The 25,952-nt window shown below is 56.6% G+C and carries 26 protein-coding genes; 17 read left to right on the top strand and 9 right to left on the bottom strand.

Features of this window, described 5'->3' with window-relative positions:
- The first annotated feature begins 1 nt into the window (after nucleotide 1).
- The 4 genes from agaV to agaF are packed head-to-tail and all read left to right on the top strand — an operon-like array spanning nucleotide 2 to nucleotide 2,600.
- Nucleotides 2–478 carry a PTS N-acetylgalactosamine transporter subunit IIB gene (gene agaV / locus ACMV5I_RS07450; RefSeq protein WP_121607697.1) on the top strand — a complete coding sequence of 159 codons (477 nt, stop codon included), beginning with the start codon at nucleotides 2–4 and terminating at the stop codon, nucleotides 476–478.
- Between the two features lie 14 nt (nucleotides 479–492).
- The gene (gene agaW, locus ACMV5I_RS07445; protein WP_024485028.1) at nucleotides 493–1,272 is read left to right on the top strand and encodes a PTS N-acetylgalactosamine transporter subunit IIC; all 780 of its coding nucleotides are present in this window, start codon (nucleotides 493–495) and stop codon (nucleotides 1,270–1,272) included.
- Complete coding sequence (locus ACMV5I_RS07440) at nucleotides 1,262–2,155, top strand: PTS system mannose/fructose/sorbose family transporter subunit IID (protein WP_202672071.1); 894 nt, start codon at nucleotides 1,262–1,264, stop codon at nucleotides 2,153–2,155. The genes agaW and ACMV5I_RS07440 overlap by 11 nt, the downstream gene beginning before the upstream one ends.
- Before the next feature lie 10 nt (nucleotides 2,156–2,165).
- Nucleotides 2,166–2,600, top strand: coding sequence for a PTS galactosamine/N-acetylgalactosamine transporter subunit IIA (agaF, locus tag ACMV5I_RS07435; RefSeq protein WP_414824029.1), 435 nt, complete (start codon nucleotides 2,166–2,168; stop codon nucleotides 2,598–2,600).
- A gap of 50 nt (nucleotides 2,601–2,650) precedes the next feature.
- Here agaF and ACMV5I_RS07430 read toward each other — a convergent pair whose 3' ends face one another.
- The 3 genes from ACMV5I_RS07430 to ACMV5I_RS07420 form a co-directional block, all read right to left on the bottom strand.
- The gene (locus ACMV5I_RS07430; protein WP_414824028.1) at nucleotides 2,651–4,384 is read right to left on the bottom strand and encodes an ABC transporter ATP-binding protein/permease; all 1,734 of its coding nucleotides are present in this window, start codon (nucleotides 4,382–4,384) and stop codon (nucleotides 2,651–2,653) included.
- A gap of 237 nt (nucleotides 4,385–4,621) precedes the next feature.
- A complete protein-coding gene (locus ACMV5I_RS07425; RefSeq protein WP_414824027.1) occupies nucleotides 4,622–5,260 on the bottom strand; it encodes a DsbA family protein in 639 nt (212 codons plus the stop codon).
- 19 nt (nucleotides 5,261–5,279) lie between these two features.
- A complete protein-coding gene (locus ACMV5I_RS07420; protein ID WP_414824026.1) occupies nucleotides 5,280–6,164 on the bottom strand; it encodes an MBL fold metallo-hydrolase in 885 nt (294 codons plus the stop codon).
- A 109-nt stretch (nucleotides 6,165–6,273) separates the two neighbouring features.
- Between ACMV5I_RS07420 and ACMV5I_RS07415 the strand changes: the two genes are divergently transcribed.
- Nucleotides 6,274–7,182, top strand: coding sequence for a LysR family transcriptional regulator (locus ACMV5I_RS07415; protein ID WP_024529463.1), 909 nt, complete (start codon nucleotides 6,274–6,276; stop codon nucleotides 7,180–7,182).
- Here the strand turns inward: ACMV5I_RS07415 and ACMV5I_RS07410 are convergent.
- Complete coding sequence (locus ACMV5I_RS07410; RefSeq protein ID WP_202727686.1) at nucleotides 7,179–8,102, bottom strand: LysR family transcriptional regulator; 924 nt, start codon at nucleotides 8,100–8,102, stop codon at nucleotides 7,179–7,181. The genes ACMV5I_RS07415 and ACMV5I_RS07410 overlap by 4 nt on opposite strands.
- A 122-nt stretch (nucleotides 8,103–8,224) precedes the next feature.
- Between ACMV5I_RS07410 and lysA the strand changes: the two genes are divergently transcribed.
- The gene (gene lysA / locus ACMV5I_RS07405) at nucleotides 8,225–9,481 is read left to right on the top strand and encodes a diaminopimelate decarboxylase (protein ID WP_414824025.1); all 1,257 of its coding nucleotides are present in this window, start codon (nucleotides 8,225–8,227) and stop codon (nucleotides 9,479–9,481) included.
- A gap of 7 nt (nucleotides 9,482–9,488) precedes the next feature.
- Here lysA and ACMV5I_RS07400 read toward each other — a convergent pair whose 3' ends face one another.
- Nucleotides 9,489–10,499: a LacI family DNA-binding transcriptional regulator gene (locus ACMV5I_RS07400; protein WP_202727688.1), complete on the bottom strand. Its 1,011-nt coding sequence runs from the start codon at nucleotides 10,497–10,499 to the stop codon at nucleotides 9,489–9,491.
- Nucleotides 10,500–10,681: 182 nt separating this feature from the next.
- Between ACMV5I_RS07400 and ACMV5I_RS07395 the strand changes: the two genes are divergently transcribed.
- Nucleotides 10,682–11,137 (top strand): GNAT family N-acetyltransferase, encoded by a 456-nt coding sequence (locus tag ACMV5I_RS07395; RefSeq protein WP_414824024.1) that lies wholly within the window; start codon nucleotides 10,682–10,684, stop codon nucleotides 11,135–11,137.
- Here the strand turns inward: ACMV5I_RS07395 and galR are convergent.
- Nucleotides 11,134–12,153 (bottom strand): HTH-type transcriptional regulator GalR, encoded by a 1,020-nt coding sequence (gene galR, locus ACMV5I_RS07390; RefSeq protein WP_024485039.1) that lies wholly within the window; start codon nucleotides 12,151–12,153, stop codon nucleotides 11,134–11,136. The genes ACMV5I_RS07395 and galR overlap by 4 nt on opposite strands.
- Nucleotides 12,154–12,639: 486 nt before the next feature.
- Here galR and aas point away from each other — a divergent pair, with 486 nt between their 5' ends.
- The gene (gene aas / locus ACMV5I_RS07385) at nucleotides 12,640–14,793 is read left to right on the top strand and encodes a bifunctional acyl-ACP--phospholipid O-acyltransferase/long-chain-fatty-acid--ACP ligase (protein ID WP_261145218.1); all 2,154 of its coding nucleotides are present in this window, start codon (nucleotides 12,640–12,642) and stop codon (nucleotides 14,791–14,793) included.
- The gene (gene lplT / locus ACMV5I_RS07380; protein WP_261145220.1) at nucleotides 14,793–15,983 is read left to right on the top strand and encodes a lysophospholipid transporter LplT; all 1,191 of its coding nucleotides are present in this window, start codon (nucleotides 14,793–14,795) and stop codon (nucleotides 15,981–15,983) included. The genes aas and lplT overlap by 1 nt, the downstream gene beginning before the upstream one ends.
- Nucleotides 15,984–16,105: 122 nt before the next feature.
- On the opposite strand, the gene ACMV5I_RS07375 is transcribed toward lplT, so the two are convergent.
- The 3 genes from ACMV5I_RS07375 to mutH form a co-directional block, all read right to left on the bottom strand.
- The gene (locus ACMV5I_RS07375; RefSeq protein WP_021179864.1) at nucleotides 16,106–17,146 is read right to left on the bottom strand and encodes an NADP(H)-dependent aldo-keto reductase; all 1,041 of its coding nucleotides are present in this window, start codon (nucleotides 17,144–17,146) and stop codon (nucleotides 16,106–16,108) included.
- 196 nt (nucleotides 17,147–17,342) lie between these two features.
- A complete protein-coding gene (locus ACMV5I_RS07370) occupies nucleotides 17,343–17,561 on the bottom strand; it encodes a YgdI/YgdR family lipoprotein (protein WP_024484278.1) in 219 nt (72 codons plus the stop codon).
- Nucleotides 17,562–17,686: 125 nt separating this feature from the next.
- Complete coding sequence (gene mutH, locus ACMV5I_RS07365) at nucleotides 17,687–18,367, bottom strand: DNA mismatch repair endonuclease MutH (RefSeq protein ID WP_021806136.1); 681 nt, start codon at nucleotides 18,365–18,367, stop codon at nucleotides 17,687–17,689.
- A 696-nt stretch (nucleotides 18,368–19,063) separates the two neighbouring features.
- Here mutH and rppH point away from each other — a divergent pair.
- The 8 genes from rppH (at nucleotide 19,064) to ACMV5I_RS07325 (ending at nucleotide 25,772) form a co-directional block, all read left to right on the top strand.
- Nucleotides 19,064–19,591, top strand: coding sequence for an RNA pyrophosphohydrolase (rppH, locus tag ACMV5I_RS07360; RefSeq protein WP_021179868.1), 528 nt, complete (start codon nucleotides 19,064–19,066; stop codon nucleotides 19,589–19,591).
- A gap of 12 nt (nucleotides 19,592–19,603) precedes the next feature.
- On the top strand, nucleotides 19,604–21,853 hold the full coding sequence (gene ptsP / locus ACMV5I_RS07355) for a phosphoenolpyruvate--protein phosphotransferase (protein WP_414824023.1): 2,250 nt from the start codon (nucleotides 19,604–19,606) through the stop codon (nucleotides 21,851–21,853).
- Between the two features lie 195 nt (nucleotides 21,854–22,048).
- A complete protein-coding gene (gene lgt, locus ACMV5I_RS07350) occupies nucleotides 22,049–22,921 on the top strand; it encodes a prolipoprotein diacylglyceryl transferase (protein WP_414824022.1) in 873 nt (290 codons plus the stop codon).
- 6 nt (nucleotides 22,922–22,927) lie between these two features.
- On the top strand, nucleotides 22,928–23,722 hold the full coding sequence (gene thyA / locus ACMV5I_RS07345; protein ID WP_024484282.1) for a thymidylate synthase: 795 nt from the start codon (nucleotides 22,928–22,930) through the stop codon (nucleotides 23,720–23,722).
- A gap of 206 nt (nucleotides 23,723–23,928) precedes the next feature.
- Nucleotides 23,929–24,432: a prepilin peptidase-dependent protein gene (locus tag ACMV5I_RS07340; protein ID WP_414824021.1), complete on the top strand. Its 504-nt coding sequence runs from the start codon at nucleotides 23,929–23,931 to the stop codon at nucleotides 24,430–24,432.
- Complete coding sequence (locus ACMV5I_RS07335; protein ID WP_414824020.1) at nucleotides 24,420–24,992, top strand: prepilin peptidase-dependent protein; 573 nt, start codon at nucleotides 24,420–24,422, stop codon at nucleotides 24,990–24,992. The genes ACMV5I_RS07340 and ACMV5I_RS07335 overlap by 13 nt, the downstream gene beginning before the upstream one ends.
- A 2-nt stretch (nucleotides 24,993–24,994) precedes the next feature.
- Entirely contained in the window at nucleotides 24,995–25,429 is a 435-nt protein-coding gene (locus tag ACMV5I_RS07330; protein WP_414824019.1) for a YgdB family protein, read from the top strand.
- Nucleotides 25,419–25,772, top strand: coding sequence for a prepilin-type N-terminal cleavage/methylation domain-containing protein (locus ACMV5I_RS07325; RefSeq protein ID WP_414824018.1), 354 nt, complete (start codon nucleotides 25,419–25,421; stop codon nucleotides 25,770–25,772). The genes ACMV5I_RS07330 and ACMV5I_RS07325 overlap by 11 nt, the downstream gene beginning before the upstream one ends.
- Nucleotides 25,773–25,952 lie beyond the last annotated feature (180 nt).

Here is a 25,952-nt window from a genome sequence, read left to right as displayed (position 1 = left end):
TATGCCCAATATTCTGATGACCCGTATCGATAACCGCCTGGTGCATGGCCAGGTCGGGGTGACCTGGACCAACACGCTGGGTGCCAATCTGGTGGTAGTGGCCAACGATGATGCCGCCGCCGATCCGGTACAGCAAAACCTGATGGACATGGTGGTCGCGGAAGGCGTGCAGACCCGTTACTTCACCCTGCAAAAAACCATCGATGTAATCCATAAGGCAGCGGATCGGCAAAAGATTTTTCTGGTGTGCAAAACGCCGCAGGACGTGTTGACGCTGGTGCAAGGCGGGGTACCCATCACCTTCGTCAACGTTGGCAATATGCACTTCGCCGCAGGGAAACGGCAAATCCACAAAACGGTCTCGGTGGATGACGATGACATTGCCGCCTTTCGTGAGCTGGCGGCGTTGGGCGTAGCCTGCGAGGTGCGCCGGGTGCCGGATGAAGCCGGTGAAGCGATAGGCAAACTGCTCGCTTGAGCGCAGGGGGAAGCATGTTAACTGACGCGTTATTGATTGCATTGCTGGCGGGGCTGGCCGGGGTCGACCTGTTTAATGGCCTGACCCACTTCCATCGCCCGGTAGTGATGGGGCCACTGGTTGGCCTGATCCTGGGGGATGTCACCACCGGCTTATTGGTGGGCGGGACGCTGGAGTTGGTATGGATGGGCATGGTGCCATTAGCTGGTGCGCAGCCGCCTAACGTGGTTATCGGCGGGGTGGTCGGCACGGCGTTTGCCATCCTCACCAAGGCCGATCCCAAGGTGGCCATTGGCGTGGCGGTGCCGTTCGCCATAGCGGTACAGGGTTGCATCACGCTGCTGTTCACTGCGTTTTCACCCATGATGCACCGCTGCGATCGCATGGTGCAGGAACTGAACTGGCGCGGCGTTGAGCGGGTGAACTACCTCGGCATCAGCATTCTGTTTGTTTTCTACTTTGTGGTGGCGTTCTTGCCGATCTACTTCGGTGCCGATGCGGCCAGCGCCATGGTGCAGAAAGCGCCGACCTGGCTGCTGGATGGGCTGGCGGTAGCGGGCGGCATGATGCCAGCAATCGGCTTCTCACTGCTGATGAAAGTGATGATGAAAAAAACCTACGTAGCGTATTTCATCCTCGGCTTTATTTCGGTGACTTTTCTTAAGCTGCCGATCCTGGCGGTGGCGCTGGGGGCATTGGCGATCGCGCTGATCGATTTCTTTAACAGTCAACGGGCAGATGCGGACGTGACCAGAAAGCCTGTTCAACCGGAGGACGCCGAAGATGGCATTTGATGATTCTGACGATCTGCTGGCGCAAAAGGCAGCAAAACGCCTGGAACAGGCATTGGCCACCAGCCAGGTAGAGCAGGACGACTACGTTGATAGCCGCCCGGCAGAAGCGCTGACGCGCAGCGATATCAACCGCATGGCCTGGCGCTCGCTGCTGCTGCAGGCATCGTTCAACTATGAACGTATGCAGGCCGGTGGCTGGCTGTACACCCTGATCCCTGGCTTGCGCAAGATCCACCGCAATCCTCAGGATCTGGCGAATTCGATGAAGATGCATATGGAGTTTATCAACGTGCATCCCTTCGACGTCACCTTCCTTTCGGGGTTGGTGCTGGCGATGGAGCAAAACAAGGAGAAAGTCTCCACCATTCGAGCGGTGAAAGTGGCGCTGATGGGGCCGTTGGGAGGCATTGGTGATGCGCTGTTCTGGCTGACTCTGTTGCCGATTTGTGCGGGCATCGGGGCCTCTCTGGCGCTGGAAGGCAGCCTGTTTGGGCCGATAGTGTTCCTGCTGTTGTTCAACGTGTTCCACTTCGGGCTGCGCTTTGGGCTGGCACACTATGGCTATCAGGCAGGCACCAGTGCGCTGACGCTGTTGAAAACCCATACCAAACGAATATCCCATGCGGCGTCGATCGTGGGCATGACGGTCATTGGTGCGCTGGTGGCCTCTTATGTGCATCTTTCTACGCCGCTGATCATGCATGCCGGTAAGGCCACCGTGGCGTTGCAAACGGACGTGCTCGATAAGTTGATGCCCAACCTGTTGCCGCTGTGTTTCACGTTGCTGGTGTTCTTCCTGATGAAGCGCGGTTTCTCACCGGTGAAACTGATCGGTGTGACGGTGGTGATTGGCGTAGTGGGTAAATTTATCGGTTTGCTGTGAGGAAGAGAACATGCCAGGAATTGTCATTACCGGCCACGGCGGTTTCGCCAGTGGCCTGCTACAGGCGGTAGAGCAGGTGGTAGGGGAACAGCCTGCCTGTATCGCGGTGGATTTCCCTGTCCATATGGGCACGGCGGAGCTGAAGGTGGCGTTAAGTGCCGCGCTGCAAGCGGTAGCGCAGCCGGACGGCGTGGTGTTCCTTACCGATATGCTGGGGGGATCGCCATTTCGGAGCGCATGCGAGTTGGCTGATGCGCATGGCAACTGTGAGGTGCTGACCGGGGTGAATATGCAGTTGGCTGCCGAAATGATGCTGGAGCGCGAAGGGCTGAGCCTGATCGAGTTTCGCGACATGGCGCTGGCCTGCGGCAAACGCGGCTTGACCAGCCTGTGGCACGAACGGCGTAAGGTGAAATGCGCCAACGCCGAGGCAGATGGGATTTAATCAAGGGGACCCGGTTCTCTATGGGAATGGAATCCCCTTGTATGTTGAGGCTAACTCGGTATTGGCAACGGGCTAAGCGCCATCTGGGCCGGGCCATTTTCATCACGGCTGAAACGCCAGCAGGTCTGATGATATTTCGCCACGCTGTTGCGGTGTGCCACGCTGACCAGCGTGACCTGCGGTAGTTCGTCAACCAGCAGGCAATACATCAATTGCTCGGTTTCATCATCCAACGCGCTGGTGGCTTCATCCAGGAACAGCACATCCGGGCGGGTCAGGATCGCACGAGCAAACGCCAACCGCTGCTGCTCACCCGGTGAAAGGCGATGGCTCCAGTTGGCGCTGGTATCCAACCAGCGTTGCAGGTGCTTCAGCCGGCAGTTTTCCAGGACTTTCAACAACTGCTCATCGCTGTAGTCTTTATCCTGATGCGGATAGCTCAGTGCTTCACGCAGTGTACCGATCGGAATATAGCTGCGCTGCGGCAGGAATAGCGTAGTGAGATGTTTATCCAGGCCGATCTCACCGGAACCGTAAGGCCAGTTCCCGGCAATGGCCCGCAGCAGCGTGGATTTACCACAGCCAGAAGGGCCGACGACCAGCACGCGCTCACCGCGTTGCAGCGTCATGGTTGCCGCACTTAACAGCGGCTGTCCATCGGGCAGCGTCAGGCCAACATCGCGCAGCATTAGCGGCGAGTGGTCTTCCTGTTGCAGGCTGATACCGCGGGTCTGGTTATGCACTTCGTCCACCGCCGCGTTAAAGCCAGCCAGACGGTTAACGCAGGCTTTCCAGGTGGCCAGATTGGAAAACGCGTCGATAAACCACGACAGCGAGCCTTGCACCTGGCCAAACGCGGAGGAGATCTGCATCAGCCCGCCCATCTGGATCGCACCGGAGAAATAGCGTGGTGCCGCCACCAGCAGCGGAAAGACAATGGCAAACTGGCCGTAGAAGTTACTGGCGATATTCAGCCGCCGGGTGATGCGCATGATCGACCACCAGTTGCTGCGGATGGCTTCAAAGCGGTTACTTAGCTGCTGCTTCTCTCGTGGTTCACCGTGATACAGCGCGATGGCATCGTTATTTTCGCGGATACGGATCAGCCCGAAACGGAAGTTCGCCTCATAGCGTTCCTGATTAAAGCCGAGCATGACCAGCGGCTTGCCGACCCACCAGATCAGCAACGAACCCAGTACCGCGTACAGCAGGGCGAACCACACCATATAGCCGGGCAGGGTAATGGTATGTTGGGCGATCACAAAGGTCATCGGCCCGCTGATATGCCAGAGAATGGTAATAAACGAACAGAGCGTCACCAGGCTGGAGAGCAGGCCGAGCGACAAAGATAAGGTGTACTGGGTCAGGACGTTGAGATCGTCAGAGATACGCTGATCGGGGTTATCGATAATCTGCTGCTGTTCGGTATGGTAATAGGCCTGATGTGCCAGCCACTTGCCCATAAATTTTTCCGTCATCCAGCGCCGCCAGCGCATCTGTAGGCCCTGGGTCAGGTAGATCTTGTAGACCGCCAGCACGATGAAAGCCAACGCCAGATAGGTAAAGCGCCACAGCTGGGCTTTGAATACCGGGTAGTTCTTATTCTGCAGGGCATCGTAGAACACCTGGTTCCACTGGTTGATCAGCACGCTGATATAAACCAGCCCCAGAGATAGGCCCACGATGGCGATCAGCATCGCCCACGCGCGCCATTTTTCTTCCGAAACCCAAAAGGGTTTGATTAACTGCCAGACTGCCCGTTTTTGTGTGGTGCTCGTGTTCATAAAAATCCAGAAGGTATCGTTTTCTTCTAGCATGGGCATGAGGCTGGTAACAAACAAACCGCCACATGTAAGCAGTTTTGACGTGGCTCATTATTTGCAATACAGCGGAGATAAAACGAGCGCAAGTAACGTTGAGTAGCGTAAGGCGAGGGCGTCTTTGGCGCGGCGGCAAATCACAACACAAAATGAAATTGTTACAACTATGTCCGGGGCGAACATGTGCTCGCCCCGACAGATTTATTTCACGGCGTCTTTCAGCAAGGCTTTCCAGCCTTCAACATTCCCCAAATACTCCTGCACGGGGATCTGGGATAGTCGCCCTTGATTATTCTCCAGGGCAAAGGTTGGGAAGCCATGCCCACGGACTTTGGCGAGCAGTGCACGGCTGTCGGCAATATGCTGTGCCGTTGGCGCGCCGCTGTTCAAACGCATCTCGGCAATAAAGGCAGCAGGATCCAGGCCCAGCTCACTCGCCAGCGCTTCCAACACCGGCGTATCGGCAATACGTCGTCCTTCCCGGTAGTGAGCTTCCTGAATGCGGTGCAGCATATCCAGGCCTCGTCCGGCGAGCTGTTCAGCGGCCAGGATCGCAACGATCGGTGGCTCAGAGTCCATCACCGCCGTGGTGTCGCGCAGCAGTCCGTTGAAGTAGCCGTCGCCGAAGGGCTGGCCGGTTAGCTCGGCAATCCGCTTATCATGGGGCATCACGTAATTGCGCCATTCCTCGTTGATGGTTCGGCGGGCATTGCCGGTCATCATGCCTCCGGCGTGCAGGGCAACGGTCAGGCCCGGAATAGCCTGCGCGGCCTTGGCCAGCGGTGCTGCACCATAACACCAACCGCACAGCGGATCGAAAATGTAATGCAGGGTCGTCATGTTGTGTGCTCCTACCGTTTTACTGCGGCCACTTCATTTCGCCTTTCAGCACCTTGGCGCTCAGTTCCAGGCTAGAACCATCTTTCAGCTTTGGATAGTGCTGCTGCATGGCCGCGATCAGTTCAGCGGAGTTCTTGGTTTTTGGCAACTCGCTTTCAAGCCGGGTCAGGTAATTGTGGGTAAAGGTCACCGACTCCAGCGTTTGTGCCGCTCCTGGCAGGAAGTGCCCCGGAACCACTACCTGCGGTTTCAGCGCCTTGATGCTTTCCAGCGTTTGCTGCCAATGCGCACGTGACTCGACAGTCTGATTATCCGCAATCCACGGATGAATATTGTCACCGGCTACCGGCACACCACCCACCACGGCTTTCAACGATGGGATCCACACAAAGGTGCGGTCTGGCGTTGGGCCATTGAGGCCTTTCACTTCGACCTGCTGGCCATCAATGCTAAAGCTGCTGCCCTGCAACGGCTGCGGTACGATCACGGTCTGCGGCGCATTCTCCTTCAGGATCGGCCCCCAATAGGCGAGTTTACCTGCCTGGGTCGCATTGATCGCTTTGATCGTTTCCGGTGAAGCAATGATGTTTGCCTCTGGGAAGGCGGCTTTGATCACGTCTAGGCCGAAATAGAAATCCGGATCCGAATGGCTGATATAGACCGTGGTCAGCTTCTTACCGGTGGCCTTGATCTTTTTCACCAGTTCCTGCGCGTCGTTACGCTGGAATTGGGCATCGATCAGCGCCACTTCGTGTGGGCCGCTGACAATCTCGGAAGAGACCGGGAATACGCTCTTTTCGCCTGGGTTGTACACTTCCAGGGTCAACGTATTAGCCGCATTGGCGAAGGTGCTGAATGAAACTAAGCCGGTTACGGCCAGGGTCAGTAATGATTTCTTAAACATGTGCAGGTGCCTTTTGGGTGTTTGTTATCGTTGGCCAGATGATAGGTTGCATAGAACGGGAGAAAAACCGGATAATAAGCAATTATTCATTGCGTAAATCGAGCGAATCATGGATCGCATTACCGCCGCAGAGGTTTTTGTCACTATCGTTGAACGCGGCAGCATGATTGCGGCAGCGGATACCCTGGCGATGTCGCGGGCTATGGTGACGCGCTATCTGGCGCAGATGGAACAGTGGGCCGGGGCGCGGTTGTTGCACCGTACTACGCGCAGGCTCAGCCTGACCGATGCCGGGGAACGAACCCTGGAGCGCTGCCGCCAAATGCTGGCGGTAGCGAAAGATATCGATCTGGTGGAAAACGAGCAGAGTGACGATTTACGTGGCCTGCTACGAATCACCTGTTCGCAATCGCTTGGCCAAACGGCGCTGGTGGGGGCGGTGGCGCAGTACCTGAAGCGCCATCCTCAGGTGGCGGTGGATCTGCAAATGAATAACCGGGCGGTCAATCTGGTGGAGGAGCGGATCGATCTGGCACTACGCATCACCAATGAGTTGGATCCCAATCTGATTGCCCGGCCGCTTTCCAACTGCGCTTCGGTGATCTGTGCGTCTCCAGCCTATCTGGCCGCTCATGGCACCCCGCGCCACCCACAGGATTTAGCCCTGCACAACTGCCTCACCTACTCCTACTTTGGTAAAAGCCTGTGGCACTTTGATGAGCAAGGCGTGAAGTCGGCGGTGGCGGTCAGTGGCAACCTCAGTGCCAACGAATCGGTGGTGCTATTGGCAGGAACGCTGCAAGGGGCGGGGATCTCCATGCAGCCTTACTATTCCGCTGCGCCATTGTTGGCAAAGGGGGAGTTGGTGGAACTGTTACCAGGGTATCTGTCACAGACGATGGGGATCTACGGTATCTACACCTCGCGTCGCCAAATGCCCGCCACGTTGCGTACCATGCTGGACTTCCTGGTGGAATGGTTTGCCACCGATCCTGGCTGGCGTGCCACGCTGCGCTAGCGTTGGATCACCGAAGCCAGGCGGGCAGGCAACTGTTGCGCCTGCTGTTGCAAGTGCTGCACGAAGGCGGTGACCAGTGCGGAAGAGGGGCGGTGCAGCGGGCGGATCAGGCTCACGGTAAACGGCACCTCGACGCTGAAGGGCCGCACATGAACGCCATTATTGGCGTAATCCAACGCGGTCAGCGGGTTGACGATAGAGATACCGACTCCGGCCTTGACCATTGCACACACTGAGGAGGCACTGTGGGTCTCCATCACCATCCGGCGCTCGATGCCTTGTTCATGGAACAGTGCATCCAGCAGTTGCCGATAGCTGTCGGTGCTCGACAGGCTGATAAAGTTTTCTGCGTTGAAGTCCTGCGGCGTCAGCGTGCTTTTCGCAAGCATTGGGTGCCCGGCAGGCAGCACACACACTTCATTCATCGTCATCAGCGTCATGCGCTCGGTGCCAGCGGGCGTCAGGGTATTTTCCGTCAGGCCCAGATCGTGGCGCTGTGCCGAAAGCCACTCTTCCAGCAACGGCGACTCCTGCGGGATCACGCTGAAGCTCACTTCCGGATAACGATCGACAAAAGGTTTGCACACGGCAGGTAGCAGCGATTGGGAAAACACCGGCAGGCAGGCAATGGAAAGCTGCGCCTGCTGGAATTGCCGGATACCGGCCGCCGCATTCTTGATGCGATCCAGGCCGTAATAAGAGCGCTGTACTTCTTCAAACAGCCGTAAGCCTTGCACCGTCGGGTAAAGGCGGCCACGTACGCGGTCAAACAGTTGCAGCTGGATCAGCTTCTCGAAGCGGGCCAGTTCGCGGCTGACGGTCGGTTGTGAAGTTTGCAGCAGCGCCGCCGCTTCGGTCAGATTGCCGGTGGTCATCACCGCGTGGAAAATCTCAATCTGGCGCAGGGTAATAGCGTACATGGCGACACTCCACGGAGAGGGAAAGCCATATCATAAATGAATAGACTATGGCGAAATAGATATTTTTCACACCGAGGCCGCTGCGGCATGATGGTGGAAAATTTGATTATGGGAACCGAACCATGCCACGCGCCTTGAACGACACCTCTACCGCCCTGAACGCCGCCAATCTGCTGGCGCTGCCCCCACGTTTTGGTTGCCCAGTCTGGGCCTATGATGCGGATATCATCAGCCAGCGTATCAGCCAGTTACAGCATTTTGATGTGATCCGTTTTGCCCAGAAAGCCTGCTCGAATATTCATATTCTGCGCCTGATGCGCGAGCAGGGCGTCAAGGTGGACTCGGTGTCGCTGGGGGAAATCGAGCGCGCGTTAAAAGCCGGTTTTGAGCCGGGCGGCGAAGATATCGTGTTTACCGCCGATGTGCTGGATCACGCTACGCTGGCGCGCGTCAGCGAATTGAATATCCCGGTCAACGCCGGTTCTATCGATATGTTGGAACAGCTTGGCCAGGTGTCTGCCGGGCATCCGGTGTGGCTACGTATCAACCCTGGTTTTGGCCACGGCCATAGCCAGAAAACCAATACCGGCGGTGAAAACAGCAAGCACGGTATCTGGTACGCCGATCTGCCGCAGGCGGTCGCCAAGGTGCAGCAATACGGCCTGAAACTGATCGGGCTGCATATGCACATCGGTTCCGGGGTGGATTACCAGCATCTGGAACGCGTGTGTGATGCCATGGTGCAGCAGGTGATTGCCCTGGGGCAGGACATCACGGCGATTTCCGCCGGTGGCGGCCTTTCTATCCCTTATCAGCAAGGGGAAGAGGCGATCAATACCGAACACTATTACGGCCTGTGGAACCGTGCACGTGAGCGAGTTGCCGCACATCTGGGCCATCCGGTGAAGTTGGAAATCGAGCCGGGGCGTTTCCTGATGGCCGAAGCGGGCGTGCTGGTGGCCGAAGTGCGTTCGGTAAAACAGATGGGCAGCCGTCATTTTGTCCTGGTGGACGCTGGGTTCAACGATCTGATGCGTCCGGCGATGTACGGCAGCTATCACCATATCTCCCTGCTGCCTGCCGACGGCCGCAATACTGATAACCAACCGCTGCAGGACACCGTGATTGCCGGGCCGCTGTGTGAGTCAGGTGATGTGTTTACCCAGCAAGCGGGTGGCGGTATTGAAACCCGTCCGTTGCCGCAGGTGCGGGTTGGGGATTATCTGGTATTCCATGACACCGGGGCCTATGGCTCGTCGATGTCCTCCAACTACAACAGCCGCCCGTTGCTGCCGGAAGTGCTGTTTGAAAACGGTGAGCCTCGGCTGATCCGTCGCCGCCAGACGATTGAAGAATTGATCGGGCTGGAGCTGCTTTAAGTTGAAATTAACGCGCGTAGGGGCCAGGTACCACGGACTCGCGCAGTTTTAACTCCCCGACAAACGGCGTTAGCGGTTGTAGCGCTTCGCCGTTAATCAGACGCAGGGCTTGGGCTATCGCCGCTTCGATCATCGCGTCGATCGGCAGGTAGACGGTGGACAACGCCGGTTGCAGATAGGCGGCGCTTGGCTCATCGTCGAAACCAAACAGCGAAACGTCCTCAGGCAGGCGTTTGCCAGCCTGGTGCAGGGCCTTCATCGCGCCGATAGCCATATCATCGTTGCTGGCAAACAGCGCGCTGAATGAGTTGCCGTTAGCCAGCAGGGCCTTACAGCTGAGGTATCCGCCAGGTACGCTGCTATCACCGTTGGTGATCAAGGCATCATTGAACGCAACCTGGTGGTGTTCCAACGCCTGACGATAACCCGCCAAGCGGGATTGGGCGGTGGGTGTATCGATCGGCCCGGTGATGCAGGCGATCTCACGGTGCCCTTGATGGATTAGGTAATCCACCACGTTGAAGGCGGCCTGTTGCTGTTCGAAGAACACGCAGCGTTCACGAGCCTGCGGCAGATCGCGGTTAATGACCATCACAGGAACCGGCAGGTCTTCCAGCAACTCCATCAGGGCGTTTTCGCTCATAAAGCGGGTGTACAGGATAATCGCGTCGCAGCGGCGATCCGCCAGCAGCCGTACCGCCTGTAATTCATCTTCTGGCGTGTCGTGGCCGTCGGTGACGATCAGGTGCTTGCCGCTGGCCTCGACCAGTTTGGCGGCCTGGCGTAGCAAACGGCCAAAGTAGGGGCCATCAAAATTGGACACTACCAGCCCAATGCTGTTGGAGCTTTTATTGGCCAGCGATTGGGCGAGAAAGTTTGGCCGGTAGCCCAGTTCATCCATTGCCTTGAACACCGCATCACGCGTGCTTTTCTTCACCTGGCCGGTGCCATTTAAAACGCGGGAAACCGTCGCTTTGGACACCCCTGCGCGCATGGAAACATCCAACATGGTGATCATCAATGGCTACCCTCTTTTAACGTCCGCTGCGGTAAATAGTGCAGAGTCTAGCATAGGGTTAGATCGGCTCGAACATGTTCGACCCCTACAAATTCAGCAACCTATGTTGTTAGGGCACCCATGCATTGATTCGCGTACACTGACAGTGCTGGCGTTTAAGGCATTTTTCAGAGGGGATTAGCGTGTTTCGTATCGTGCATCTGGCGGACTATCCGCAGCATCAGCAACAGGTTATCGATTGGCAGTGGCAGGCGTTTGGCAGCGAAAACAGCCGGGAATTCTTTGCCAGCGTGGTGGCCAGCAGCCTGCGGCATCAAGGTTTGCCGATCACCTTTATCGCCCTGTTGGATGACAAGCCGGTAGGCACCGTGGGGCTGTGGCGCTGTGATTTGATCAGCCGCCAGGATTTAACGCCGTGGTTGGCCGCGCTTTACGTTGAAGAGAGCCAGCGCGGCAGCGGGCTGGGGTTGCAGCTCCAGCAATATGTGCAGGAGTACAGCCACCGGGCCGGGTTCAAGGAGCTGTATCTGTATGCCGAGTTTAGCGGTTATTACGAACGCCATGGCTGGCAGCACATCGGCGAGGCGCTGGAGTACCCGGATCGCCCCGTGCGCCTATACCACCGCCTGCTAGATTAGTTCTGCTCGAAAGCGTTATTGATGCTGGCGACCGAATGGCGGCGCACCAGCGTCGGGCTGAACATATTGGTGATCTCCGGTAGCGGCTGGTTGTTGGCCAACGCTAATGCCAGCTCAGCTGCTTGCGTCGCCATCGCCACCACCGGGTAGCGGATAGTGGTCAGGCGTGGGCGCAGATAGCGCGAAATCAGCACGTCATCAAAACCAATCAGCGAAATCTGGCCCGGAACGTCCACACTGTTATCACTGAGTACCGAAAGCGCCCCGGCGGCCATCGGATCGTTATAGCAAGTGATGGCGGTGAACTGCTTACCACGGCCCAGCAACTCGGTCATGGCCTGCTCGCCGCCAATCTCATCCGGCTTGCCGTAAGCAACCAGCTTCTCATCCACCGCAATACCGTGCTCTTCCAATGCATCCAGGTAGCCCTGCAATCGATCGGTAGCATCTGAAATCTGATGGTTGGAGCAGATGAAGGCGATCCGCTGATGGCCCTGCTGGATCAGATGGCGGGTGGCCAACCAGGCACCGTAGCGATCGTCAAGCGCTACGCAGCGGGGCTCAAACCCAGGCAACGTACGGTTGATCAGCACCATGCCTGGGATCTGGCGCATCCAGACGGTCAGCTCATCGTCGGTTAGCTTCTTGGCATGCACCACCAAGGCTGCACAGCGATGGCGCACCAGTTGCTCAATGGCCTGGCGTTCTTTTTCGGCATTGTGGTAACCGTTACCAATCAGCAGAAAATTATGCGTGGCGTAGGCCACCTGCTCCACGGCTTTTACCATGGCACCAAAGAAGGGATCGGAAACGTCAGAGACAATCAGGCCCAGGGTTTCGGTGGATTGTTGTGCCAGCGCACGGGCATTGGCATTGGGGTGATACTGCAATCCTTCCATGGCGGCCAGCACGGCGGTCCGTGAACTTTCGCTGGCTTTCGGGGAGTTATTTATTACGCGAGACACCGTGGCGACGGAAACACCCGCCAGCCTGGCAACATCCTTAATCGTGGCCATATCTGCAACACTTCCTGGGTAATCGCTTACATTCCTCAGTTTTGCGGAAAAAATCGCGCGCCGCAAGGGCTGGTATCGTTAACTTGTGGTGAGCGTTGCATTTATGGTTTTTAAATTCACCTTTTCGCCCAAGCGGATCCCGGGTTAACGGGGGCTGCGTGCGGTTAAGCGGGCGCAGCGTCCTTACATTGCATGGTATGGCCATTGAGCAAGCAACAAGAATAACCATGTCTATCAAAGGCAAAACTACATCGCTGGTTACACTTTGCGCCTGACTGTTGCGATTGGCCGCTGGCGAGAGTTTGGCGTGGCGGGGTAAATTGACTGTCCCAGAGGTATTGATTGGTGAGCAATCGACATACTCTGTATGTTGAAGCCATTTTCTATTGCACCAACCTACGCGGATGCGTAGGTTTTTTTTTGCCTGCCGTATAGTATTCTTCCCTCAGACAATTTTTAAGGCCATCAACCCCGAGGGAGAGTGGGATGATATATACCGTGTTACGTGCACTGTTTCGCCTGATGTTTCGTGTTCGTGTCGAAGGCGACGCCAAGCATTTTGAGCAGCAGAAACTGCTGATCACCCCGAATCACGTTTCTTTCATGGATGGTGCGCTGCTGGCGTTGTTCTTACCGATCAAACCGGTGTTTGCCGTTTACTCCAGCATTTCCGATCGTTGGTTTATGCGCTGGCTGAAGCCTTATATCGACTTCGTGCCACTGGATCCCACCAAACCGATGGCCATCAAGCATCTGGTGCGCATGGTTGAGCAGGGCAGGCCGATCGTGGTGTTCCCGGAAGGGCGCATTACGGTGACCGGCTCATTGATGAAGGTCTACGACGGGGCGGCCTTTATCGCCGCCAAATCTGGCGCCACCATCGTGCCGGTACGTATCGATGGCCCGGAGTTCAGCGTGTTTGGCCGTATGGCCGGGGTGTATAAACTCCGCGCCTTCCCACAGACTACCATCAGCATTCTGCCGCCAACCACTTTACCGATGCCAGAGGCGCCAAAAGCCAGTCAACGCCGGCAGTTGGCCGGTGACAGGCTGCATCAGATCATGATGCAGGCGCGCATGGATACCCTCAAACCGCAAACCCTGTTCGGCGCGCTGTTGGCCGCGCAGCATCGTTATGGCCGCTTCAAGCCCTGCATCGAAGACGTGGGCTTCAAGGAAGACAGCTATCATACGCTGCTCAAAAAATCGCTGGGCGTCAGCCGCATCCTGGAACGCTTTACCGCGCCGAAAGAGCATGTTGGCCTGTTGTTACCGAATGCCACTATTACCGCTGCCGCCATCTTTGGCGCTTCATTGCGGGGCCGTATTCCGGCGATGCTCAATTACACCGCCGGTGTGAACGGGCTGAAAAGCGCGATGACCGCGGCCACCATTAAAACCATCGTCACCTCGCGCCAGTTCCTGGAAAAGGGCAAGTTGACGCATCTGCCAGAGCAGGTGCCGGAAGCCAACTGGGTCTATCTGGAAGATTTGAAAGATACCGTCACCCGGGACGACAAGCTGTGGATCCTGCGTCATCTGTTCCAGCCACATAAGGCAATGGTGCCACAGCAGCCAGAGGATGCAGCGCTGATCCTGTTTACCTCCGGCTCGGAAGGCCATCCGAAGGGCGTAGTGCATTCCCATGCCAGCTTGCTGGCCAACGTGGAGCAGATCCGAACCATTGCGGATTTCACCCCGCGCGATCGCTTTATGTCCTCGCTGCCGTTGTTCCACTCTTTCGGCCTGACAGTCGGGTTGATCACCCCGTTGATGACCGGTAGCCGGGTATTCCTCTACCCAAGCCCGCTGCATTATCGCGTGGTGCCGGAACTGGTCTATGACCGTAACTGCACCGTGCTGTTTGGTACAGCAACCTTCCTCAACAACTACGCCCGCTTCGCTCATCCTTACGATTTTGCCCGCCTGCGCTACGTGGTGGCCGGGGCCGAAAAGCTGGCCGAAAGCACCAAACAGATTTATCAGGATAAATACGGCATCCGCATTTTAGAAGGCTATGGCGTCACGGAGTGCGCTCCGGTGGTGTCGATCAACGTGCCCCTGGCAGCCAAAGTTGGCACCGTAGGCCGCATTATGCCGCAGATGGAAGCACGTTTGATTAAGATGGCCGGCATCGATAACGGCGGCCGTCTGCAATTGAAAGGCCCGAACATCATGAAGGGCTACCTGCGGGTTGAGCGCCCAGGCGAACTGGAAGCTCCGGCAGCTGAGGACGAAAACGGCGTGCTGCAAGCTGGCTGGTACGATACCGGTGACATTGTCAGCTTCGATGAACAGGGCTATTGCACCATTCGTGGCCGTGTGAAGCGCTTTGCCAAACTGGCGGGGGAAATGATCTCGCTGGAGAGCGTGGAACAGTTGGCCGTGCGCCTGTCACCGGAAGGGCTGCATGCGGCCACGGTGAAAAGCGACAGCAGCAAAGGCGAAGCGCTGGTGTTGTTCACCAACGACGCCAGCATTACCCGTGATAGCTTGCTGCGGGTGGCTCGTGAGCAGGGCACCCCGGAGCTGGCGGTGCCACGTGATATTCGCCTGGTGAAGGCGTTGCCGTTACTGGGCAGCGGCAAACCGGATTTCGTTACTTTGCGCCAAATGGCTGAACAGCCGGAGAAGGCATAATGAATGCAACTGATTCCCCACTGCTGTCACGTTCAATGATCGCGGTGATCTGTGCCCAGTTTCTCTCGGCCTTCGGCGATAACGCCTTGCTGTTTGCTACCCTGGCGCTGATCAAACAGCAAATGTACCCCGATTGGAGCCAACCGATACTGCAAATGGCCTTCGTGGCTACCTATATCATCCTGGCGCCGTTTGTGGGCCAAATCGCCGACAGTTTCTCCAAAGGCCGGGTGATGATGGTCGCCAATGGCTTGAAGCTGGCCGGTGCGCTGGTGATCTGCTTTGGGCTGAACCCGTTCCTGGGCTATACCCTGGTCGGCATCGGGGCTGCGGCTTATTCACCGGCGAAGTACGGCATCCTGGGTGAGATCACCAGCGGCGATAAGCTGGTGAAGGCCAACGGGCTGATGGAAGCTTCCACCATTGCCGCCATCCTGGTGGGTTCGGTAGCCGGTGGCATGTTGGCAGACTGGCATATCGTGGCCGCACTGGCGGTGTGTGCCGTGGTTTACGGCGCGGCAGTCGTCGCTAACCTCTATATCCCGCGCTTGCCGGTTGCCCATAAGGTAACCTCTTGGCACCCACGCGTCATGGGGAGCACTTTCTTCAACGCTTGCGTGGTGCTGTGGCGCGATGGCCAAACCCGTTTCTCATTGATTGGTACCAGCCTGTTCTGGGGCGCTGGGGTTACCCTGCGCTTCCTGCTGGTGCTGTGGGTGCCGGTGGCGCTGGGCATTAGCGATAACGCCACGCCAACCATGCTCAACGCGATGGTGGCAATAGGTATCGTGGTCGGGGCCGGGGCGGCAGCCCGCTTTGTGACGCTGGAAACGGTTAAGCGCTGTATGCCTGCCGGGATCCTGATCGGCATCGCCGTGGCCTTCTTTGCCGTGCAAACCAGCATGCTGAATGCTTATGGCGTACTGCTGGTGATTGGTGTGCTGGGTGGCTTCTTTGTGGTGCCGCTGAATGCGCTGTTGCAAGAGCGGGGCAAACGCTCAGTTGGGGCGGGGAACGCCATCGCGGTACAGAACCTGGGTGAAAACACCGCCATGCTGCTGATGCTTGGCCTCTACTCTTTGGTGGTCAAATTAGGCGTGCCGGTGATCGGCGTCGGGATCGGTTTTGGCGTCGTGTTCGGCCTTGCCATCACCGTATTGTGGATATCTCAGTTCCGCTCGAAAGCCTAACATCACTGGCTCACAATGTAGGGGCGCTGCATGCTGCGCCCGTTTCGATTTTCCCTACAAATTCAGCAATACTGCTAGGATGCCATCAATTTCAGGGTGCTGCTTGCAGCACCCTGAAAGCTTTATGGTGCTGGAATGGTGAAGCGGCTGTGGATCTCTTCCAGGGCCTGCAACACCTCCTCGTTCAGCACCACGTCAAAACTGTCGATATTTATCTTCAACTGCTCCAGCGTGGTGGCGCCCAGCAAGGTGCTGGCAACAAACGGCTGCTGGCGCACGAACGCCAATGCCATCTGTGAAGGATCCAGACCGTGTTTTTTCGCCAGCGCCACGTATTCGGCGATCGCCGCCTGGCTCTGTGCTGAAGAGTAGCGGGTAAAGCGGCTGAACAGGGTGTTGCGTGCCCCGGCCGGTTTGGCCCCGTTGAGGTATTTACCGGACAGCGTACCGAAGGCCAGGCTGGAATAGGCTAACAGCTCGATGCCTTCATGTTGGCTGATCTCCGCCAAACCAATCTCAAAGCTGCGGTTTAACAGACTGTAGGGATTCTGGATCGAGACGATACGCGGGAGTTCGTGTTTTTCTGCCAGTTGCAGGTAGCGCATCACGCCCCATGGGGTTTCGTTAGAGACGCCGATATAGCGAATTTTGCCGGCACGGACCTGCTCGGTTAGCGCTTCCAGGGTTTCCAACAGCGGGATGGTGGCTTTCTCATCGGTGTACTGATAGTTGAGCTTGCCGAAACAGTTGGTGGTGCGCTGCGGCCAGTGTAGCTGGTACAGATCCAGATAATCGGTATTTAACCGTTTCAGGCTGGCATCCAGGGCGGCGCGGATATTCTTGCGATCCAACGCCTGCTGTGGGCGAATGCCCGCGTCATTACCCCGGATCGGCCCGGAGACCTTGCTTGCCAGCACGATTTTGTCGCGGTTGCCGCGCGCCTTGATCCAACTGCCAATGTACTGTTCTGTCAGCCCCTGGGTTTCCGGGCGCGGCGGCACTGGATACATCTCTGCGGTATCAATCAGGTTGATGCCAGCGGCTAATGCATAATCCAGCTGTGCGTGGGCATCGGCTTCGCTGTTTTGTTCGCCAAAGGTCATGGTGCCCAGTCCCAGCACGCTCACTTCTAAAGAACTGTGGGGAATACGGTGGTATTGCATTAACGGCCTTCCTTCAATGTTAGCGCTTACGGGCGTGATGCCCGGTAAAACAGAAGCCAGAGATCCAACGGCGTAGCACGCCTTACTTGACTATAACCAAGCGTTGCAGATGGTGAAAGAGGAATATAACTGCCGGGGGTAGGGCTAAACCCCTGATTGATAATCCGTCAGGGGTCAGGATGATGCTGGGCCGGGATTAACGCTCGATAACCTGCGAGACCCGATCGCCGTTAATCTGGCGCTGGTTGCCTTGCTCGTCCTGATAGCTGATCAGGCCGGTATCCTTATCGATTTTAGGCTTACCCTGCGTGAGGATCATATTGCCGTCTTTGGTGGCCATCACATAGTCGCTGGAACAGCCTGCTAATCCGGCGACCATCATCAGGGCGGAAATAGCCATTACCCACTTTTTCATGCCGAACACCTTATATACCTAGAATAATTGTCTTAATAGAGTAGCAAACTCTGCCAAAGATGGCTTTCGGACGTATCCCATCTGTGTCAGGAGAAATGACGGTGAAAACAGGAGCGGAGGGCTAATCAAAGCGTAAAGTGCCTGGCCAGCAGCGCCCGGGTGAAGTTTTTCTTCAGATAGAAGCCGCGCGGCAAGGTGAGGATCGGCTGGCCCTGTTCGCCGGTGGCTTCGGTCAGTGCCTTGTTGTTGGCCGCTTTTGGCCGCAGCTGTAGCACTTCGCCATGGCGGGCGGTGATCCGCTCAACCTGGCCGAGCACGATAAGATCCATCAGCTCTTCCCAATCCCGGCGCAGCATCTCGGTTTCTTCCTGATTGGGCTGCCACAGCAGCGGGGAACCTACGCGGCGCTGTGCCAATGGGATTTGTCGTTCACCCTCCACTGGGATCCACAGCACGCGTGCCAGTTTGTGGCGTACGTGGCTGCTTTCCCAAGTCACGCCGCTATTGCCTGTCAGCGGAGCTACGCAGACGAAAGTGGTTTCCAGCGGGTTACCGGCGGCGTCGACCGGGATGGTTTTCAACTCAATGCCCAGCTCTGGGAAATCCTGCTCAGGCTTGCTGCCCGCCATGGCCCCCAGATAGAGCTCCAGCAGCATGCCGACCCAACCTTTATCCCGTTTGAGATCCTTGGGAATGCTGACCTGCGCACGGGCTGCCAGTTCGCCAAGGTTAAAGCCAGCCAGCGCCTGGGCACGGGCTAATAATTGCTGCTCGTTTTCTGGTGGCAGCGGGGATAAACACGCCATAAATCAGACCTATGCATTATGGTTAAAAAACGTACCGAATTTACTCACAGCCTTAAAAGGGAAAAGCAGGCTGGGGAAAACAACAATAGTAGCATGATTTTGCATGACTTTTTGGCTACCCCATCGCGGTAGAAAATTTTCAGTGCGGGGTTGTGCACCTGTAGCCACCGACAATAAACAGGATCTTACACCTATTTATCCACAGATTTCTGGGATAACCCAACTTTTTGCCGATCACTGGTTTGATTTACAGCCTTGACGCGGGGCATTTTTTACGAATTTGGCGGTTTTATAGGTCACTGGGTATAATAATCTGTGGATAAAATCCGCATTGGTGGATCTTTCGCCAGAGAAAGATCCAAAGCGTGCATAGATCACATTTTTACCCTGTTCATAACTGTGTTTAAGTATTTATTGCATTGTATTTAAAGGAATAATAAAAAATTAAAAATACGGCGGATTTTAAGTTCAATCGAGTTTTCCCGGCTTATCCCTAGAGTTCTTCACACACCTATCCACAGAAAAAGTGAATAAAACCGCCCTCGAACCTCGTTACATGTTTATAACTTTGCCATTATCTGTGAGTTATCCCAATGTTATCCGAGCGACGGTGCTGCAAAGCAGTGGTTTACCGCCTGTGGCTTGTGTGAAACAATCAGGTTATCAATACGAATTTATGCTTATCGAGGTAGTCCGGTGATCGATGATGATGGCTACCGCCCGAATGTTGGTATCGTAATCTGTAATCGTCAGGGGCAGGTCCTATGGGCCCGCCGTTACGGTCAGCACTCCTGGCAGTTTCCCCAAGGGGGAATAAACCCTGGCGAAACGCCTGAGCAGGCGATGTACCGTGAGCTGTTCGAAGAAGTGGGGCTGAGTAAAAAGGATGTGCGTATCCTGGCCTCAACCCGCAACTGGTTGCGCTATAAATTGCCAAAACGTTTGGTGCGTTGGGACACAAAGCCGGTTTGTATCGGCCAAAAGCAGAAATGGTTTCTGCTGCAGTTAATGTGCAATGACGCGGATATCAACATGCAGCGCAGCAGTACGCCGGAGTTTGACGGCTGGCGTTGGGTGAGCTTTTGGTATCCGGTGCGCCAGGTGGTGTCGTTTAAACGCGACGTGTACCGCCGGGTTATGAAAGAGTTTGCCGCAACCGTCATGCCAATGCAGGAACTGGCAGCGCAGCGGCAGCCTCCTGCTTATCGCCGAAAGAGAGGTTAAGTCAAACCGACTATGCTCACGCGCTTGCGAGAAATTGTTGAGAAAGTGGCCGCGGCGGCCAGTCTGACAGATGCGCTGGATCTTTTGGTCAATGAAACCTGTCTGGCGATGGACACCGAAGTCTGCTCCATCTATCTGGCAGACAACGACCGCCGCTGTTATTACCTGATGGCGACGCGCGGGTTGAAAAAGCCCCGCGGGCGAACTATTGCCCTGGCCTTTGACGAAGGCATCGTCGGCTTGGTCGGGCGGCGGGCAGAGCCGATCAACCTGGCGGATGCCCAAAGCCATCCCAGCTTCAAATATATTCCGCAGGTCAAAGAGGATCGTTTCCGATCCTTCCTTGGCGTGCCGATCATTCATCGCCGTCAGCTGCTTGGCGTGTTGGTGGTGCAGCAACGTGAACTGCGCCAGTTTGACGAAAGCGAAGAATCCTTCATGGTTACCCTGGCCACCCAAATGGCCGGGATCCTCTCGTTATCACAGCTAAACGCCATTTTTGGCCAGTATCGCCAGACCCGCATTCGGGCGCTGGCTGCGGCTCCTGGCGTGGCAGTGGCGGAGGGGTGGTTAGATAGCAGCCAACCTTCACTCGATCAGGTGTATAAAGCCTCCACGCTGGATACCGTCAGCGAGCGCGAACGCCTGACACAGGCGTTGGAAGAGGCTGGGGCAGAGTTCCGCCGCTTCAGTAAGCGTTTTAGCGCCAGCTCGCAAAAAGAGAGCGCGGCGATCTTCGATCTCTATTCCCACCTGCTCAACGATGCTCGCCTCAAACGTGAACTGTACGCGGAGATCGATTCCGGTTCGGTGGCTGAATGGGCGGTAAAACAGGTGATTGAAGCCTTCGCTGCCCAGTTTGCGACCTTGCAAGATACCTATATGCGTGAGCGTGCCAGCGATCTGCGCGCGCTTGGCCAACGTCTGCTATTCCACCTCGACGATACCACCCAAGGGGCCAGCCAATGGCCAGCCCGTTTTGTGCTGGTTGCCGATGAGCTGACGGCGACCCTGTTGGCCGAAGTGCCGCAGGATCGCCTGGCTGGCGTGGTAGTGCGGGACGGTGCTGCCAACTCCCATGCCGCGATCCTGGTGCGGGCCATGGGTGTGCCAACGGTGATGGGGGCAGACATCCAGCCTGCGCTGTTGGCCCAGCGAATGCTGATTGTTGATGGCTATCGCGGCGAGCTGCTGGTCGATCCGGAACCGGTGCTGGTGAAGGAATATCAACGTCTGATCAGCGAAGAGCAGGAGCTCAGCAAGCTGGCAGAAGACGACGTTGAACAGCCCGCAGAGCTGAAAAGCGGTGAGCGGATCCAGGTGATGCTGAACGCCGGCCTTAGCCCGGAACATGAACAACTGCTGGGCGCGCGCGTGGACGGCGTTGGCCTATACCGCACCGAGATCCCGTTCATGCTGCAAAGCGGCTTCCCGTCGGAAGAGGAGCAGGTGGCGCAATATCAGGGCATGCTGCAACTCTTCTATCCGCATAAGCCGGTGACGCTGCGTACGCTGGATATCGGTGCTGATAAACAACTGCCCTACATGCCGATCAGCGAGGAGAACCCGTGCCTCGGTTGGCGGGGGATCCGCATTACGCTGGATCAGCCAGAAATCTTCCTGATCCAGGTGCGCGCCATGCTGCGTGCCAATGCGGGAACCGGCAATCTGGGGATCCTGTTGCCGATGATCACCAGCCTGGAAGAGATCGACGAAGCCAAGCGCCTGATCGATCGCGCCGGGCGAGAAGTGGAAGAGATGCTGGGATATGATATTCCCAAGCCGCGGATTGGCGTCATGCTGGAAGTGCCGTCGATGATCTTCCTGATCCCTTATCTGGCCGCACGCGTCGATTTTATCTCGGTAGGAACCAACGATTTAACCCAGTACCTGCTGGCGGTGGATCGTAATAATACCCGCGTTGCTTCGCTGTACGACAGCCTGCATCCAGCCATGTTGCAGGTGCTGAAATTGATCATCGAGCAGGGGACGGCGGCTGGGTTGCAGGTCAGCCTGTGCGGTGAACTGGCGGGAGACCCGATGGGCGCTCTGCTGCTGGTGGGTATGGGTTACCGTAATCTGAGCATGAACGGGCGCAGCGTTGCACGTATCAAATATCTGTTGCGCCATATCGAACTGGAAGATGCGCAAGGGCTGGCCCAGCGGGTATTGAGTGCCCAGATGACCACCGAGGTTCGCCACCAGGTTGCGGCGTTTATGGAACGGCGTGGCATGGGGGGGTTGATCCGCGGTGGCCGTTGATTAGGCGTTGTCCAGCCCGTTAAGCGTTGACCTATTTTTTTACAGAACTTTTCCCTGCCGGCAAGCCCGGACGTGGTTAAGCCTATGTTATGATGCGCCATCTCAACGCGGTGCTCCCGTTGCACGGGCTTTGCACCGCGTTTGGCACCTGCCGCCCCCGCTTGGGGATGAATAACAGACATATTGTGGTGATAGATGAGCACTAGCTATCTGGCGTTTCCAAAATTTGATCCGGTAATTTTCTCTATCGGCCCGGTCTCTTTGCACTGGTACGGTTTGATGTACCTGGTTGGCTTTGTTTTTGCCATGTGGTTGGCGGTACGCCGCGCGAACAAGCCCGGCAGCGGTTGGACCAAAGACGAAGTGGAAAACATGCTGTATGCCGGTTTCCTTGGGGTCTTTATCGGTGGCCGTGTCGGTTATGTGCTGTTCTACAACCTGCCGTTGTTCCTGGATAACCCGCTCTACCTGTTCAAAGTCTGGGATGGCGGTATGTCATTCCACGGCGGCCTGATTGGCGTGATCGCGGTGATGCTGTGGTTTGCCCGCCGCACCAAGCGCAATTTCTTCCAGGTTTCTGATTTTATTGCCCCACTGATCCCGTTTGGTCTGGGCGCTGGCCGCCTGGGTAACTTTATCAACGGTGAGCTGTGGGGGCGTGTCACTACCGATACACCTTGGGCCATGCTGTTCCCAAGCTCGCGTCCGGAAGATATCGCCATCGCTGCCGCCAATCCTCAACTGCTGCCGCTGCTTAACCAATATGGCGTGTTGCCACGTCATCCGTCGCAGCTGTATGAAATGGTGCTGGAAGGCATCGTACTGTTTATCATTCTGAACCTGTTCATCCGCAAACCACGCCCTATGGGGGCCGTTTCCGGCCTGTTCCTGATTGGCTATGGCACGTTCCGTATTATCGTCGAAGCGTTCCGCCAGCCGGATGCCCAGCTTGGCCTGTTTGACGGGGTGATCAGCATGGGGCAAATCCTGTCCGTGCCGATGGTGCTCGCCGGTATTATTATGATGATCTGGGCGTATCGTCGTCGTCCACAGCAACAACAGTCGTGAGGAAAAATGAAACAGTATCTGGATTTGATGAACAAAGTGCTCGCCGAGGGCACCCCTAAAGCCGACCGTACCGGCACTGGCACGTTGTCGATTTTCGGCCACCAGATGCGTTTCAACCTGCAGGAAGGCTTCCCGTTGGTGACCACCAAGAAATGCCACCTGCGGTCGATTATTCATGAGCTGCTGTGGTTCCTGAACGGCGATACCAACGTGGCGTATCTGCGTGAAAACAACGTCAGCATCTGGGACGAATGGGCCGATGAAAACGGCGATCTTGGCCCAGTCTATGGCAAGCAATGGCGTGCCTGGGGGGCGGCGGATGGTCGCCAGATTGACCAGCTAAGCACCGTGTTGCAACAGCTGAAACAGGACCCGGACTCGCGCCGTATTATTGTTTCTGCCTGGAACGTGGGTGAGCTGGATAAGATGGCTCTGGCCCCGTGCCATGCCTTCTTCCAGTTCTATGTGGCGGACGGCAAACTCTCTTGCCAACTGTATCAGCGCTCGTGCGACGTGTTCCTCGGCCTGCCGTTCAATATTGCCAGCTATGCGTTGTTGGTCCATATGATGGCGCAGCAGTGCGATCTGGAAGTGGGCGATTTCGTCTGGACCGGTGGTGACACCCATCTGTACAGTAACCACATGGAGCAGACGCAGCTGCAATTAACCCGTGAGCCGCGTGCGTTGCCGAAGCTAGTGATCAAACGCAAACCAGCCTCGCTGTTTGATTACCGCTTTGAAGACTTTGAGATTGAAGGCTACGATCCGCATCCGCCGATCAAGGCTCCTGTCGCTATCTGATTTGCTGAGGGCCGTATCCGGCCCTCTTTCTTAATCCCACTGAAAGTAGGCGCGCCGCATGCTGCGCCCGTGATGCATTGCCAAAAATGCGAAGCCGTACTCAATTTCCCCCACCGTGTTACCTGCTAAGTAAAAATTCTGCGCATCATTTGCCAGCCTGAGAAAAGGTGCCTTTCATCGTGCCTCTGGCTGATTACACTTGCCGTATGAACCGATATAAAAATAGCCCCGAACACCAGCAAGGCCTGACGCTGATCGAACTGTTGATCGTAATGGTACTGGCAGGGATGCTGACCTCTTGGGGGGTTAGCCAGTGGTATCACTATCAACAGGCGCTGCGGCTGGAGCAGACCGCCCAGCAACTGCTGGCATTCCTGACGCGCTTACAGGCCGATGCCAACTGGCATAACCGCAACGTTTTACTGTGGTTTCGGCCTGGGAAAATCTGGTGCATAGGCAGCGGCCCGCAGGCGGCATCCTGTACTGCATTGACGGACCGGGCCTTTACCCCAGAACATCTGGATGTGGAGTTACAAGGTTATACCCAAAAGGAGATGGGATTTTATGGGGTGCGCAACAATGCGCAGGCCGGGCATATCTTGCTGGGCAATCCGGCTGGCCACATACGTCTGGTGCTCTCTGCCAAAGGGCGGCTGCGGCTGTGCAGCGAAGAAACCGCCATCCGGAGCCTGCCCTTATGCGCACCTTAGAACAAGGCTTTACCCTGCCGGAGGTGCTGCTGGCGATGACATTCGGCAGCCTGATTGCATTGGCGGCGGCGAAAACCTTACCGATACTGCGTCAGCAGACGGTTGATATGGGCCGTCATTATCGGTTGGATCTGGTGTTACGCCAGCTGGCTTTCGGGATTGAAAAGGATCTGCGCCGCAGCGGGTTTTGTGCCGGGCAGTGTCAGGGGCGCTCGCTGCTGATTGGTCATGCGGCGGGGGAAGCGCCGGGCAGCTGTGTGATCGTGGCCTACGATCTTAACCGCAATGGCAACTGGGAAAGCGGTGGCGATGCCGAGTATTTTGGTTACCGCCTGCGGGCCGGTGGGCTGGAGGGGCAAAGCGGCGTGACCCAGTGCCAGGGCAGCGGCTGGGAACGCTTGCTCGATCAGGAAGAGGTACGGATTGAGTCTTTTTCTGTCAACCAGATTGCAGGGCGCGATGGCAAATCCTTGATGTTGTTTGCCCTAAGTGGCCGCTCAACGGTGCGGGCAAATATAGAACGCCGCCTGGAGTGGGCGGTCAGCATGGAGGCACCCTAGAGATGGATAGGCAGCAGGGGGGCAGCACATTGGCTGCGGTGATGTTGTTGCTGGTAATGGGGCTGATGCTGCTCACTGCCCAGCAGCGGCAATTGGACAGTGCGCTACTGCTGGCCGTCGATCAGCAGCGCTATCTGCGGGCCTACAACCAGGCGGCTTCGGCCCTAAGTTGGGGGCTGGCGCAGCCGTGGCCACGGGAGTCTCTACAGGCGAGCCACTGGTCTTGTCAGCAGATAAGCGGCGAGGCGTTGCAAGCCTGCGCCCGGCTCTCGGCCCGTACCGGTTTGGTGATGGTGCGTGGGGCTGGGGATTTCGCGGGAGCGGAACACCAACTGGCTACACAGCAAGGCGGGGCTGGTGGCCACCTGCTGAAAGCGCAAAAAGGCGGCTGGCTGGATTTTTGTCCGGAAAAGCGGGAAAGCGACTGTGCTGATTAAACCAGCTGGCCGGCATACTCAGCGGGGTTTCAGCCTGCCTGAAGTGTTGATTGCGGCATTGTTGTTCGCCGTCTCGCTGCTCGGGCTGTTACAATATCAGAAGGTGCTGTTGCAGGCTTTTCAACGGCAGTGGCAATATCGACAGGCCTGGTCGCTGGCGCACCAACAGCTGGAAATATTCAGTGCCGGTGCTGAAATAAATCATGCCGTATCGCTACCGGCAAATTGGCACTACCAAGTCGAAACCCACCAGGCGCAAGGATCATGCCTGCGGCGCACGGTGAAGATACAAACGCCGCTGCACCAACAGATTGAACTCAGCCGCTGGTATTGTGGGCAGTAGAACGGGTTGTTGTCCCACCTCAAACTCTTTTGGTCGAGATATTCTCGATCGGTTCCCTCTCCCTGTGGGCTGAGTGATCCCCAGTAATATGGTCAGCATCCCATGACCATATTACTGTACTCATTCCCTAACTTTTTCAGCATGTTAACTATATTCATCCGTCTCACTATTCCCGGTCTG

Source organism: Serratia sp. T13T92, assembly GCF_047530105.1.
In the GTDB taxonomy this organism is placed as follows: Bacteria; Pseudomonadota; Gammaproteobacteria; order Enterobacterales; family Enterobacteriaceae; genus Chania; species Chania fonticola.
This window is presented reverse-complemented; position numbering and strand designations above follow the sequence as displayed.